The following is a 14,123-nucleotide window of genomic DNA, read 5'->3' as shown; positions in this document are numbered from 1 at the left end:
GACCCTACTAACCTGGAGTGTTTTCGTCTTTTTCCGCCCCAGCAATACAGTCTCCGAGCGACTGCCAAAAAGAGGCACGCTCAACCCAAACCGCTGTCCAGGAAAAAGGGGAAAAAAGCGAAGGTATTAAGGACACAGCCGAGGTGGAGCGGAAAAAGCGGAACACGCCTGAGCGTCCACCTCTGAGTAGCATCCTGAACCGTCTGCTTTGGACGCCGTTCCGCTTTTGGAGTGGAACCGTACAGGGATGCCCCCCATGAAAGTGACCCTACTAACTTGGAGCGTTTTCGCCTTTTTCCGCCCCTCCACTACGGTCCATCATTTAGCAAAAAAAGAAAGCTGGGAGAAGAAATGTCCACCACCATTTTGCTGATCCTGTTGTTTGCAGCGATCTGTCACGCTATCTGGAATGCCCTGTCCAAGCAAATCGAGGAACGGGATGCTTTTTTTACGCTGATACTGGGTGCTTCCGTGATTTTGTACGTACCGCTGGCCATTTACTTGTGGAACACCTCTCCGTTCCCTGTCGCCGCGATCAAATGGCTGCTGTTTAGCACCATCTCGGAGGTGCTGTATTTTGTCGCGTTAGCAAAAGCGTACAGGACCAACAACTTGAGTTACGCTTACCCCATTTTGAGAGGGACGGCCCCTATCATGACTACTATTATAAGCACCCTGTTCATCGGAGCAGCGATCGCGTGGACAGGGTTCCTGGGCATCCTGGTCATCGTAGCCGGAGTCGTTTTCATGAATCAAAAATCCTTTTCCTTGCGTGAACTCAGTCACTTGCTGAAAGACTGGCACAACATGAAGTGGGTTTTCATGGCAGGGAGCTTTTCCGCGCTCAGCAGTGTACTGGACGGAATGGGAGCCTCGATGATGTCTGGCTTGCTCTTCAAATACTTCGTGTTTATCGGCATGTTTGCTGGAAAGTGGATCCTCGACCGCAGAGCGCAGACAAAAGTCTCTTATTTCTCTCTGGTCAAACGTTATCCGTGGCATACCCTGGCAGGCGGGCTATTCGTTTTTGTATCCAATTCACTCGCGGTCTATGCCATGCAGACGACTCCTGTCACGTATGTAGCATCCGTACGTGAAATCAGCATTGTCTTTGCCACCATCATCGGAGTCGTCTGGCTAAAGGAACAGGTGAGTATCGTAAAATGGGTTTCGATCGGTTTGATTCTGGCTGGAGTCGTGATTATCAAGCTAAGCTAGTCGTTCAAGCAGTTTGGACCATACGAAAGTCGGCTGCTGGTGATAAAATGGATAGGAATAGTAGGTGTCTAGACCTTTTGGACATGAAGGAGGCGTAGAAACCATGCAAAAACCAATTCGAGCATTTATGGTCAACAAAGACGAACAAGGGTTTTCCGCGGAAGTAAAAACGATCTCGATGGACGATTTGCCAAAGGCAGATGTACAAATCAAAGTCCATTATTCTAGTGTGAACTACAAGGATGGCTTGGCGAGTATTCCGAATGGAAAGATCGTCAGGAGCTATCCCTTTATCCCTGGAATTGATCTGGCAGGTGTCGTCGTAGCATCAGCAGATCCCCGTTTTCGCGAGGGTGATGAAGTGATTGCGACCAGCTATGAGATCGGTGTATCCCATTACGGCGGCTATAGCGAATACGCAAATGTCCCAGGAGATTGGGTCGTTCCTCTTCCAGAAGGTCTCACGCTAAAGGAAGCCATGATCTTTGGGACTGCTGGTTTCACAGCCGCGCTATCCGTGCATCGTTTGGAAGAAAATGGCGTGTCACCGGAAAAGGGAAAGGTACTGGTTACGGGCGCGACTGGCGGAGTAGGTAGTATTGCCGTATCTATCTTGGCGAAAAGAGGCTATCATGTCGTCGCCAGCACAGGCAAAGAATCGGAGCACGACTATTTGTACAAGCTGGGGGCAAAAGAGGCTGTTTCGCGTGAGGAAGTGACCGGAGAAAAAATCAGTGCTTTGGACAAACAGCTCTGGCAAGCAGCGGTCGACCCTGTCGGCGGAAAAACGTTGGCGGCCATTTTAAGCAAGCTCCATTACAACGGTTCGGTTGCGGTCAGCGGTTTGACAGGGGGAACAGACGTGCCGACGACCGTGTTTCCATTCATTTTGCGCGGGATCAATTTGCTGGGAATCGATTCCGTCTATTGCCCGATGGAATTGAGAAAGGTCATCTGGGAGCGATTGGCGACGGACTTGAAGCCAGACCGTCTCGAAGATTTCATCGATGAAGAGATTTCTCTAGATCTATTGCCGAATGCCTTGTCAAAAATATTGGCGAGCCAGATGCGCGGCAGGGTGATCGTGCGCCTATAAGCTGGTAAGATAAATAGAAGAGATAACAGGTACTCCAAGATGCGCAGATGGGGTATCTGTTTTATGTAGAGGGGAGCAAATAGATGAGAATTGGATTGGCTCAAGCAAGATTTCCTCAATCGTTAGCGGATGGAATCACAATCGTCAAACAAATGATCGGGCAGGCAAGCGAGCAGTATTGCGATGTGGTTTGTTTCCCCGAATCGATCATCCCGGGATTGCGTGGGGTCGGCTATGAGGTCGAGAAGTACGACCACACATTAATGACTTCAGCGCTGGAAGAAATTTGTGCAATTGCGAAGCAAAATCAGGTGACCGTCATTTTACCGACGGAATGGAGAGACGAGGATGGCTTGCATCTCGTTGCTTTCGTTATTTCAGAGACTGGAGAGATTTTGGGCTACCAAACAAAGAACCAGATCGATCCGGAGGAAGATCAGTTTGACTACGTCCCGGGAAAAGGTCGCCTATTGTTTGAACGGAAGGATGTAACCTTTGGCATTGTCATCTGCCATGAGGGATGGAGGTATCCAGAGACTGTTCGCTGGGCGGCAAGAAAAGGAGCTCATATCGTTTTCCATCCGCAGTTTACCGGACAAGTCGCGAATCCGGAGTTTTACAAGGGTGCGATGGTGGGCAGGAGCTTGGAGAACAACATCTATTTTGCGAGTGTTAATTACGCGCTGGAGCATCAAGGCTCTACTACGACTCTCGTATCGCCGACAGGAGAAAAGCTGAGTGTCATACCCGAAAATGCGGAGGGACTGCTTGTATGGGATATCGATCCCGCGCAGGCGCACGGATTGCTGGCGAAGAGATTTCATTCGGAGTTGTTTTAAAGCGAAGGGGGAAACCATGACGACCGTACCCTATTTTGCACAATTCGAGTCTCGTGATCGGATACTAGACTTGATATCCGGGAAGCTGGACCCTACACAAGACCCTAAGTGGCACTTGTCCGGGGCAGTAGACCCCGAAGAATATGCACATTGGAGCTCCCATATCTGTGGCATGGCCTGCCTGAAAATGCATCTCGCGCGTTGGCAAAACCGGATCATTCCAACCATCGACCTGATGAGACAATGCCGCGAGTACGGAGGATACGTGGAAGGGGAAGATGGAACGATCAAGGGATTGATCTATCGCCCGTTTATTACCTTTATCCAGGAGAAATACGGTCTCCAAGCGGAGCTTCGTGAACACACACCGATCGAAGAAATATACGACCTGCTGGACCTGGGATATGTGTATATCGCTTCCGTTCATCCAAGCATCCGCAAGCCTGATGCAAAACCGCCTAAGCAAGGGGGACATCTGGTGTATGTGTTTGGCAAGAACAGTGAGAGACAAGAGCTTATTTTTCACAATCCGTCCGGCCACACGTCTGCCACTCAGGAACAGGTTCACGTCGATTTGGAGACCTTTTCCCGGTTTTACGCCCAGCGCGGGATCTTGATAAAGACGGAAAAGAACTAGAGAGGGTTTTAGAAAAGTAGGGTGAGCAGGATCAACTCGCGAGAGAAGACTGTTTCCAGACGGAGCGACTGTGAAGTTCTACTTAGCGGAGCCATGAATCCCTCGGGATCATGGCGGAGTGGACAATCTGCGCTCCCCGGAAGGACGCAACCCGGAGCGTAGTATGGAAACAGGCTTCTCCCCACGACAGCTGCCTTCTTGACTGACCGACCTCATCAAAAAGTGATGAGGTTTTTTTGTTCCCACTTTTTATATGATGGGTGGATGTTATCCAAGAGAAAAAGGAATTGGGAAACGGTTAGAAGAAGTAGTCGCAATTATCAGAACCTAATGAGGAGTGTCTACCATGAATGACCGACGGAAAAAGCATCCGCTGAACCTGTTTCGAGGAACGCTGCGCATGAAGATGCTCACGCTGTTTCTCTGCCTCATCGCGATCCCGTTGAGCCTGCAAGGCATGATCACGTATAGTAAATTTTCTACCTCCACCGAGGAGAGGACCTCCGAGTACACGGCGCAGATCGTCTATCAGATAAACCGAAATCTGGATCGGAATATGGAAGAGATGAAGCGTCTCTCCCTCATGCCTCTCTACGATAATAGCGTCCTTTCTATACTGAGAGAGCTGCGCAGTAACACGCAGGCTCCTCCCTATCTCTCCACGGAGAAACGCCAAAAAATGACGTTGTACATTTCCAGCCTGTCATACAGCCGACCGGAAGTAAGAGGCATCCAGATCATGTCCCAAAACGGGATGATTTTCTCCAACCTAGATCCGTCCACGATAAAATCACAAGTCCATTGGAGCGAGGAAGCGTGGTACCGTCGGGTGATAGAAGGTAACGGTGCATCTGTCATCATCCCTTCGCATCGGCCGGGCTATTATGTGGATTCGTCTGAGGAGCAGTACTTCTCGGTGGCTCGCCTGTTGAGAGAGCCCAACACAAACGTGCCGCTCGGGATCATAAAGATCGACATGAAGATGGAGATGATTGACCAGATCTTGACCAACATGCCATTTACTAAAGAGGGCAGTCTGATCATCGTGAATCAACAAAATGAGCTGTTCTTTGAAAAAAGGGAGAACGAGGAGACACCTGGCTATCGTACGCTACTACAGGAAACAGATAGGCTCAAATCTCCCCGTGCGGAAAAAACGATGTGGCTGCAGGGACAGCGCTACTTGCTGATCGACAATGAATCTGCGAGCACGGGACTCAAGGTCATCAGTATCATTCCGGTAGACAGTCTGTTAAAGGATTCGAATGCCCTGCGTAGCTTCACGATTTTGATTGCGGCGATTTTTCTGGTAGTGGCAGGAGGCTTAGCCAGCTATTTTGCCTACTCACTCAGCAAACCGCTCGTACAGCTCAAAGAAAAAATGCTGCAGGTCGAGCACGGGCACTTTCACGAACGCGTGCCTGTGGCTTCCGAGGATGAGATCGGCAAGCTGAGCGAGCAATTTAACCACATGGTCGAAGAGATCAATCGACTCGTCAATGAAGTGTACGTCATCAGTCTGCGGGAGAGAGAGGCGGAGCTGGCTGCCCTGCAGAGCCAGATCCATCCGCATTTCATCTACAACACCTTGGAAGCGATCAACATGATGGCGATACGCGCTGGAAATTTCGACGTATCGGACATGGTGTCTTCCTTGGGCAAACTGATGCGCTACACGGTGGAGCGCGACGATGGCTTTGTGACGCTTGCACAAGAGCTAGAATCTCTGGCTTCGTATGTGCGAATTCAGCAGACCCGCCTGGGTGATCGCTTACTAGTGGAGATGGATGTGGACGAAGCAATACTAGATACTCCGATTCCCAAGCTGCTCTTGCAGCCACTAATCGAAAACGCCATCTATCACGGCATCGAGCGTCAGGAAAACGGAGGGACGATTTGGCTGACGGTCGCACGCGATGACCAAGACGTGCTAATCAGCGTGAAAGATGACGGGAAGGGAATGACTCAGCCAGCGCTGACCCGGCTACGTTCTATCGTCAGCATTCCTTTTCATCAGAATGAGTATTCGAACAGCCAAGGAACTGGAACGGCCCTACGCAATATTAATCAGCGCACTACCCTTTTGTACGGTGAAGGGTACAACCTTTTGATGGATAGTCATGCTGAGCAAGGATCGATTTTTTCTTTGAGAATCCCATTAGAGAATGAAAAGAGGGCGATGCGACATGTACAAAGTCTTGCTAGTGGAAGATGAGAGGATCATTCGGGAAGGCTTGAAGACCTTAATCGAAAAAGTGACCACCGGATTTGCCGTCGTCGCAGAGGCAGAGGATGGGAAAGAAGCGCTGCACTACTTGCGAACGGAAATGCCTGACCTGATCGTCACGGATATTCGAATGAGAGAGGTAGATGGTCTTGCGATGATCAGCAAGATCCGCGAAATGTATGAAGAGCTGCCGATTGTCATCATCAGTGGGTACGGAGATTTTCAATACGCACAGAAGGCACTGAAGTACAAAGTGTCGGACTACCTGCTCAAACCGATTGATCGCATCGAACTCGTGAGTACGCTGGAAAAAATCAGACAGTCACTGGAGCGCAAAAAGCAAATAACCGGAGAAGAAAATCAGGAAAACCAAAAAGAAGAGCGGCAAATCATACGCAAAGTAAAGTCATACATCCAAGATCATACGGATGGCGACCTGCGATTGCAGACGCTTGCAGATTTCGTGCACCTCAACCCAATCTACCTCAGCCAGCTGTTCAAGACCGAGACGGGTGAAAATGTCTCCGATTACGTCACTAGGGTGCGGATGAAAAGGGCCAAGCAGCTTTTGCGTGAGACGAGCCTCAAGATTTATGACATCTCTCGTCTGGTGGGATATCAGAGTCCCAAGCATTTCATGATCGTGTTTAAAAAAGAAGTGGGAATGACCCCTGGAGGTTATCGTGATAGTGCATGGGGAGATGAAGACCTTTAAATCCCATACCAAATCTGTAAACTAGATGATTTATCTCAATATTCCATCAAATTTATACTTGAACTAGGAAATGATTCCAGTGAGAAAAGGGGGTCCACTATGAAAAAGGCAATCTTTTTGGTATTGTCTATCCTTTTGACAGCGTTTACTTTTGTGGGCTGTAGCAGTAAGCCTGCAGCTTCCGGCGATCCGGCAGCAAGCACCAACGAGCCCGTCGAGCTTTCCTTTTTGACATGGGGCAATCAAGCTCACCTCGATCTGTACAAAAAGCTGATCGATAAATTTACTCAGTCGCATCCGAATATTAAGGTAAAGCTCGAGTCTGTGCCGTTTCCTGATTATCAGCAAAAGGTGACGGTACTTGCGGCAGGACAGGAATTGCCTGATATCGGATGGGTCTCAGAGCGCATGGTGCCACAGTTTATGGCAAATGGGATTTTGGAAGACGTCTCGGATATCAAACAGGATGCCAACTTCAAAATGGACGACTTCATCCCTTCCACGTTGGAGCTTTTCAAGAAAGAAGAGAAATTATACGGAATTCCTTTTTCAACACCCCCAAGCGTGATGTTTTATAACAAGGATTTGATCGAAAAGGCAGGATTGAAGTCGCCCAATGATCTGGCCAAAGAAGGCAAGTGGACGTGGGAAGAGTTTGAAAAGACGGCGAAGGACATTACGAGTGGAACGGGAGCGAGCAAGATTTACGGGGCAAACTTCTTCCGCGACTGGAAAACATGGATTATCCTTTCCTCTTACGCGTGGTCGAATGGTAGCGGTCCGTTTAATAAAGAAATGAATCAATTTACGTGGAATGACCAGTACGGCACTGAGACACTCAGCATGCTGCAGCGCATGATGTTTACCGATGGCTCGCATCCAAAAGCAGGGGAGCAAGTGAGCTTTGAATCAGGCAAAATCGGGATGTTCTTCGATGTGTACAGCTACGTCTCCAAGGCGCGCGCGATTAAGGACTTTAAATGGGATATCGCTCCGATGCCATCGGGCTCTCAAGGTTCTGCACCGATGCTTGGTCAGGCAGGCTACTCCATTTTTAAAGGAACCAAGCATTTGCAGGAAACCAAAGAGTTCCTCAAATTCATCGCCAGTGAAGAAGGAGTACAAGCGACTTCCGCTTACTTCGTCCCTCCACGTACGTCTGTACTCAATTCCGACCTGTTCCTGAAGCAGCCGGACAATCCAGATCCAGCTCACATCAAACAAGCGGTGATTGATGAGATGCCGAAAGCACACTTCCAGCCAGGACATGTGGAATGGCAAAAAATCGATAACACTATTCTCGCAGGCTTTGACCAGCTGTTCGGGCAAACCGCACAGCCACAGGACATCATGAAGTCTCTGGAAGAGAAGATCAATCCGATTTTGAAAAAATAGGGGAGCCACGACGGTCTGGAAACAGGCCGTTGTGACTTAATGGGAGGTCTCGGGACACGATGAATCGTTTTCAGCAAGCGCTAACGGAAAAACCGTTTCTCCTTCTGGTGAGTCTGCCAAAAAATGAGGAGGAACTGGCGAGAATCGTGCTCGAAGAAGGCGCAGACGGACTCAAGGTGCACATGAATGTCCACCACCGAGCAAGTGGAAACAGCTTTGGGCCTCTGTCACACTATCGCGAACTGTTCTCCTCCATTCGCAGTCAGTTTGACGGGCCGTTTGGCATCGTTCCCGCAGGCTCTCCACAAGATCTAGACCCTGCAGAGCTCTCGCAGCTGTCTTCGGTAGGGATCGATTTCATCTCCATCTACGGACATCATTTGCCAGCAGCTCAGATGCGTATCGAGGGAGTGGCAAGCACCTTTGCCATTGACGATCAATTTGATTTGTCGTTGCTTGAGGTCGTGAAGCATTTTCCTATGGCGGCGCTGGAAGCCTCGGTCGTTCCGGGAGCCGAATACGGAACGCCACTGGTATTCGCCGATCTGTTGAAATACCGGTATTTGGCTGAAAAGGCAGGCATTCCAGTCATGGTTCCTACGCAACGAAAGGTCGTGCCAGCAGATATTTCAGCCTTGCGGGATACGGGAGTACGGGTCTTATTGGCAGGGGCGATGGCTCTGGGGACGACGACGGAGGAGATAAAAAGGTCGGTCGCTGCACTCCGCAATGCGATTGACAAATAAGCACCTATGCGGTCTCGCAAGAAGAATTTCGAGGTCGCTTCGACCACTAAGAAGGAGGGAATCGAATGGAGAGCAACATGAACGCCCCCCTCTCTCCTGAACAGAGAAAAACGAAAACGAGGAGCAATCCGTTTCATAGAGAAGCCAATGTGACTGGTTGGCTGTTCGTCAGTCCGATGGCCTTAGGATTTCTGGTGTTACTGCTCGGGCCGCTCCTGCTTGCCTTTTACATGAGCTTGACGGATTGGCCATTGCTTGGGGAGCCTACCTTTGTCGGGTTAGATAACTACAAAGCCATTTTTCAGGATGAGGAGTTTTGGACAGTCGTCGGCAATACCTTTACGTTTGCGGCTGGCCTCGTTCCAATGAACATTGTCCTTGCATTGGGGCTCGCGCTGCTGTTGGCCCGCAAGCTGCCGGGGATCGGAATTTTCCGCACCGCTATCTTCGTGCCTGTCATGACTTCGCTGATCGTCTGGGCGATTGTGTGGAAGTATTTGTTTGCTACCGACACGGGATTCATCAACCAGATTCTGCAGCTGTTCGGGATCACCGGTCCTGCCTGGCTGTACAATCCACAGCTGGCGATGCCCGTCGTTATCGTGACCAGCGTCCTGAAAAACGTCGGGTTGAATATGGTTTTGTTTATCGCGGCCCTGCAGCAGGTACCCGTGCACTTGTATGAGGCAGCGCGCATCGATGGAGCGGGGAGGGCCCGTCAGTTCTTTCAGATTACGGTCCCGATGATTTCGCCCACCATCTTTTTGACGACGCTGTTGACCATTATCGGGTCACTAAAAGTGTTTGGACAAATCTATGTGATGACACAGGGAGGACCAGGCGATAGCACCAAGGTGCTGGTCTACTACATTTGGGAAAAGGCCTTTAAAAATTTTGAGTTTGGCTATGCGTCGGCCCTCGCTTTTGTGCTGTTCTTTATCATTTTCGTCTTTACGCTGCTCCAGTGGCAGTATCGAAAGAGGTGGGTGTTCCATGAAGAATAAGAGTCCAGGAAAAATCATCGGCATCGGGATGAATTACTTCGTGCTGACGGTCGTATCCGTCGTGATGCTCGTCCCGTTCCTGTGGATGCTTTCGACATCCCTCAAAGAGCCGTCCAAAATCTTTGTCTTTCCTCCTGAGCTGATTCCATCGCCGCTTCGGCTGGAAAATTACACGGAGGTCTTGTCCAATACGCCGTTTCATTTGTTTTATTGGAACAGCCTGTACATCGCGATTCTCGTGACAATCGGCACAGTCCTGTTTGCTTCCATTGCCGGTTATGCATTTGCGAGGATTCCTTTCAAGGGGCGCAATCTCGTCTTTTTGCTCCTGCTGTCGACGATGATGATTCCCAATGAAGTGACTTCCATTCCAATGTTTTTGTTCATGCGCTTTCTCGGCTTCATTAACACGCATGTGCCGCTAATTGTGCTCCCGATTTTCGGAGCGGGTGGCATCTTTGGAGTCTTTGTCATGCGGCAGTTTTTCCTCGGGATTCCCAAAGAGCTGGAGGAAGCTGCGATGATCGATGGCTGCTCACGTTGGCGGATCTACTGGAGTATCATGCTGCCGCTAGCCAAACCAGCGATTGCCACATTGACGATCTTCACGTTTTTGACCAGCTGGAACGACTTTTATGATCCGTTGATTTTCTTAAATGACAGAGAGCTGATGACGTTGCCGCTAGCCCTTTCCTTGTTTACGGATGAAGCAGGAACGGCATGGCATCACTTGATGAGTGCATCCGTAATGGCGACGCTGCCGCTGTTAATTGTGTTCTTCTTTGCTCAAAAGCAATTCATCGAAGGCGTATCGATGACAGGGATGAAGGATTAAATGGAGGTGGATGCAGATGGATCGCGTACTGGAAGCAGATGTCGTCGTCGTTGGGGGAGGGCCAGCGGGAATCAATGCAGCACTAGCTAGTGGAAGAATGGGAGCCAAAACGATTCTCATCGAACGGTATGGATTTCTCGGCGGAATGTCTACGGCGGCACTGGTGTACCCTTGGATGACGTTTCATACGGAAAAAGGGGAGCAAGTGATCAAAGGCATCGCGCAGGAGATCGTCGAGCGCTTGCAGGAGCGGGGCGGTTCTCCGGGGCATTTGCGGGATACTGTGGGATTCGTTCATACGGTCACACCGTACCATCCAGAAATCTATAAGCTTCTGGCTGTGGAAATGCTGAAGGAAGCAGGGGTCAAGCTGCTCGTGCACAGTTTCGTCGATCAGGTGGCTGTAGAGGGAGAACGGATCACCGCGATACAGATTACGACCAAGTCAGGCAAGTATGAAATTCGCGGAAACGTCTTTGTCGATGCGTCCGGTGATGCCGATGTGGCCTACTTAGCTGGCGCGCCGACGAGTCAGGGCAGGGAAAGTGACGGGCGGACGCAGCCGATGACGATGAAGTTTCGGATGCGCGGAGTTGATCTGGATCAGGTCAAAGCGTACATGCTGGAGCATCCGGAAGATTTCTACCACAAGACCCCATTCGATCAATTGCGCGAGCTGCCTCTGACGGGTGTCCAAGGCTTTTACACGCAATGGAAATCCTCAGGTGTCCCAATCAACCGCGATCAGGTCCTCTTTTTCAGCGGTCCGGAAAAGGATGAAGTGCTCATCAACTGCACGAGGGTGCAAGGGCTGGATGGAACGGATGTAGAGGATCTCACGGAGGCGGAGGAGGTAGGAAGACGTCAGGTGCTGATGATGTCTGATTTTTTGAAAAAGATGGTCCCGGGATTTTCCCGAGCCTCCATTTCAGCAGTCGGGACGCAGATTGGCATTCGTGAAACGCGCAGGATTTCGGGAGAGTACAGCCTCACCATCGAGGATGTTGTGCAGGGACGCAAATTCTCCGATGTGATTGCGCGCAGTGGTTATCCTGTCGACATCCACGATCCTTCCGGCAAAGGAGTTATCGCGGCAGAGATCGAGGGGGACGGCGCGTACGACATTCCGTATCGTTGCTTGCTGCCCCAGACAATCGAAAATCTGCTTGCCGCAGGGCGTTGTATTTCGACGACGCACGAAGCGCTGGCGACGACGAGGCTCACTCCGAGCTGTATGGCTACGGGGCAGGCAGCGGGAACAGCCGCCGCCATTGCTCATCTAGAGGGAACGATCCCGCGAAAGATCGACGTATCCAAGCTACAAGAAGCATTGCGGCAGGCTCAGGCAGTCCTGTAAATCGTCAATCATTTCGTTCATTTGGAAAGGAGTCGAAACGATGAAAAAGTTGAGAGTTGTGATTTCCACTGTCGCGATGGCCACGCTGCTGACAGGAATGCTGCCTTTTGGTCAAATGAGTATGGTGCAAGCCAAGCAATCGTCACCCAAGCCGATTGCCCGTATCGCCCTGGTTCCTCTGGATGATCGTCCGGTCAATACGTATTTTCCCATGATGACCTCGCGAGCCGGGGGAGTAGAAACAATCATGCCGGATGAAGACATGCTCGGGCACTTCACGACTCCGGGAGATGGAGAGGAGATCGGCGACTGGCTGCTCGACGAGGCAGATGAAGTGGACGGTTCCGTCATTTCTGTCAGTATGCTGGCGTACGGAGGGCTCGTGGCTTCCCGTACCGCCGACCAATCGTATGAAGATGCACTGTCCAACATCAAAGCCATCAAGCGATTGAAAGCAAAGGAACCGAAAAAGCCGATCTACGTGTTTGATACGATCCAGCGCTTGGCTGTTACGGCTACTGATCCTGAGACGTTGAAATATTACGATCAGATCAGGGAGTGGGCGATCCTGTATGATGAGGTGCACAATCTCGGAATGACGGAAAAAGAGGATCGTCTGGAGGAGCTGGAGGAGCTCATCCCGGAAGCTGTTCTGCAAGATTATCTGGATGCTCGCGAACGCAACCATAAAATCAATTCCTTGTTAATCGACTGGGTGAAGGATGGAACGATCGATTACCTCGTACTCGCTCAAGATGATGCCGCTCCTCATGGACTGCATCGTGCTGAACGAGAAGCGTTGGTCGAAAAAGCGGAGGACCTCCACGTCGAGGATCGAACCGCCATTTTCCCTGGAGCAGATGAAGTTGGTACCGTTCTCGTCAGCCGACTTTCTCTTGAACAATTGGGCATTCATCCCAAAGTAGCGGTCGAGTACTCTGGCATGGACGGAAGCGATTGGACTGCGCCGTTTGAAGATACGACGTTTGACGAGAGTGTGGACAAGCATATCGTCGCGGCGGGGGGAAAACCGGTGCGTGATGCGGCCGACGCTGACCTTGTCTTGATGGTCAATACTCCCTCGGAGCCTGGTGAGAGCAAAGCAGACAGAAGAGAAGCGCTGGATGACTTTGTCGCCGCGATCAACGAACATTTGGAAGATGGCAAACGCGTAGCCGTGACAGACGTGACGATCACGAACAAGGCAGATGCTGATCTGATCGAACGCCTGCAGGATGAAGTGAAGCTGCCTGCTTTGCTTTCCTATACCGGGTGGGGGACAGCAGGGAACAACATGGGCAGTGCTTTGGGACAAGGCCTTCAACGCATGGCTTTTCTACAAAAGGGCAACCAGTTCGGTATCCCCCTAACAGTCGAAGCAGCAGAGGCTCATGTGAATCTTTTGCTCTCTTCTTTTGCCAACGATCACAACTACCGCAACGAAGTCATGGCTGACGCTCGGGCATTGGTCAAAAAACTGGGTGGCAACGAATGGGGACTGGGTGATGACTTTGAAGAAGTCAATGATTTTGTCGTAGAAGAGCTGTCTCCAGCAGTGGATGACTGGTATGAAAACTACTTCGCGAATCAATCCATCGACATTGGCAAACGAGGCAGCCATACGTTCACTGGCAAAATCGCAAGCCTCGATGACGTAGAGATCGTGCTGCCCTGGGAGCGATTGTTTGAAGTATTCATCGGTCCGGAAATGACGATTGAACGGGAATAACGAAAGCTACCAGCAAAAACAGGTACTCCGTCTCAGACGGGGTACCTGTTTTGTTTTCTGCTTACCGGGGTAAGACCTTTGGAAATTTTGAATGAAATGTGTGAAGTACATGTCGTCAAGAATCTGGAGATGTACTTTCGTATCATTGTTAGTGCCATACTGGGATTATTTATCGGCCGCGATGATCTTCCTCGCCGGGGGGATCGGGATCGGAATTGGCGCGGGCTTCTACGGAATTGTGATCTTCTCCGTGGTCGTTTCCTATTTGTTGGCTCGGCTCAGTCACCGAACCAGGAGCAAATGGATAAGTCTTTTGTTTAGTGTT

Annotated in this window: 12 protein-coding genes and 1 pseudogene; all 13 read left to right on the top strand. The window is 50.5% G+C overall.

Features of this window, described 5'->3' with window-relative positions; translation table 11 throughout:
- Positions 1–351 precede the first annotated feature (351 nt).
- Entirely contained in the window at positions 352–1,218 is an 867-nt protein-coding gene (locus AN963_RS12730) for a DMT family transporter (RefSeq protein WP_055744959.1), read from the top strand.
- 103 nt (positions 1,219–1,321) lie between these two features.
- Entirely contained in the window at positions 1,322–2,314 is a 993-nt protein-coding gene (locus AN963_RS12725) for an NADPH:quinone oxidoreductase family protein (protein ID WP_055744958.1), read from the top strand.
- Between the two features lie 83 nt (positions 2,315–2,397).
- The gene (locus tag AN963_RS12720; RefSeq protein ID WP_055744957.1) at positions 2,398–3,153 is read left to right on the top strand and encodes a carbon-nitrogen hydrolase family protein; all 756 of its coding nucleotides are present in this window, start codon (positions 2,398–2,400) and stop codon (positions 3,151–3,153) included.
- Positions 3,154–3,169: 16 nt separating this feature from the next.
- Positions 3,170–3,790, top strand: a complete 621-nt coding sequence (locus tag AN963_RS12715) for a C39 family peptidase (protein ID WP_055744956.1) — start codon at positions 3,170–3,172, stop codon at positions 3,788–3,790.
- A 346-nt stretch (positions 3,791–4,136) separates the two neighbouring features.
- A complete protein-coding gene (locus AN963_RS12710; RefSeq protein ID WP_055744955.1) occupies positions 4,137–6,005 on the top strand; it encodes a cache domain-containing sensor histidine kinase in 1,869 nt (622 codons plus the stop codon).
- Entirely contained in the window at positions 5,977–6,732 is a 756-nt protein-coding gene (locus AN963_RS12705) for a response regulator transcription factor (RefSeq protein ID WP_055744954.1), read from the top strand. Before AN963_RS12710 ends, AN963_RS12705 begins: the two co-directional genes overlap by 29 nt.
- A gap of 99 nt (positions 6,733–6,831) precedes the next feature.
- Positions 6,832–8,127: an ABC transporter substrate-binding protein gene (locus AN963_RS12700; RefSeq protein ID WP_055744953.1), complete on the top strand. Its 1,296-nt coding sequence runs from the start codon at positions 6,832–6,834 to the stop codon at positions 8,125–8,127.
- A 59-nt stretch (positions 8,128–8,186) separates the two neighbouring features.
- A complete protein-coding gene (locus AN963_RS12695) occupies positions 8,187–8,873 on the top strand; it encodes a hypothetical protein (RefSeq protein WP_055744952.1) in 687 nt (228 codons plus the stop codon).
- Positions 8,874–8,938: 65 nt separating this feature from the next.
- A complete protein-coding gene (locus tag AN963_RS12690) occupies positions 8,939–9,877 on the top strand; it encodes a carbohydrate ABC transporter permease (protein ID WP_055744951.1) in 939 nt (312 codons plus the stop codon).
- On the top strand, positions 9,867–10,712 hold the full coding sequence (locus AN963_RS12685) for a carbohydrate ABC transporter permease (protein ID WP_055744950.1): 846 nt from the start codon (positions 9,867–9,869) through the stop codon (positions 10,710–10,712). Before AN963_RS12690 ends, AN963_RS12685 begins: the two co-directional genes overlap by 11 nt.
- Positions 10,713–10,728: 16 nt before the next feature.
- The gene (locus tag AN963_RS12680; RefSeq protein ID WP_055744949.1) at positions 10,729–12,069 is read left to right on the top strand and encodes an FAD-dependent oxidoreductase; all 1,341 of its coding nucleotides are present in this window, start codon (positions 10,729–10,731) and stop codon (positions 12,067–12,069) included.
- A 40-nt stretch (positions 12,070–12,109) separates the two neighbouring features.
- Positions 12,110–13,798, top strand: coding sequence for a DUF4127 family protein (locus AN963_RS12675; RefSeq protein WP_055744948.1), 1,689 nt, complete (start codon positions 12,110–12,112; stop codon positions 13,796–13,798).
- Between the two features lie 172 nt (positions 13,799–13,970).
- Positions 13,971–14,087: pseudogene (locus AN963_RS32550) on the top strand (MgtC/SapB family protein); the annotation flags it as partial.
- Between the last annotated feature and the right edge of the window lie 36 nt (positions 14,088–14,123).

Origin of the sequence: Brevibacillus choshinensis (assembly GCF_001420695.1) — a bacterium.
Lineage (GTDB): Bacteria > Bacillota > Bacilli > Brevibacillales > Brevibacillaceae > Brevibacillus > Brevibacillus choshinensis.
The sequence above is the reverse complement of the archived record's forward strand: the minus strand, read 5'-3'. Positions and strand labels throughout refer to the sequence as shown.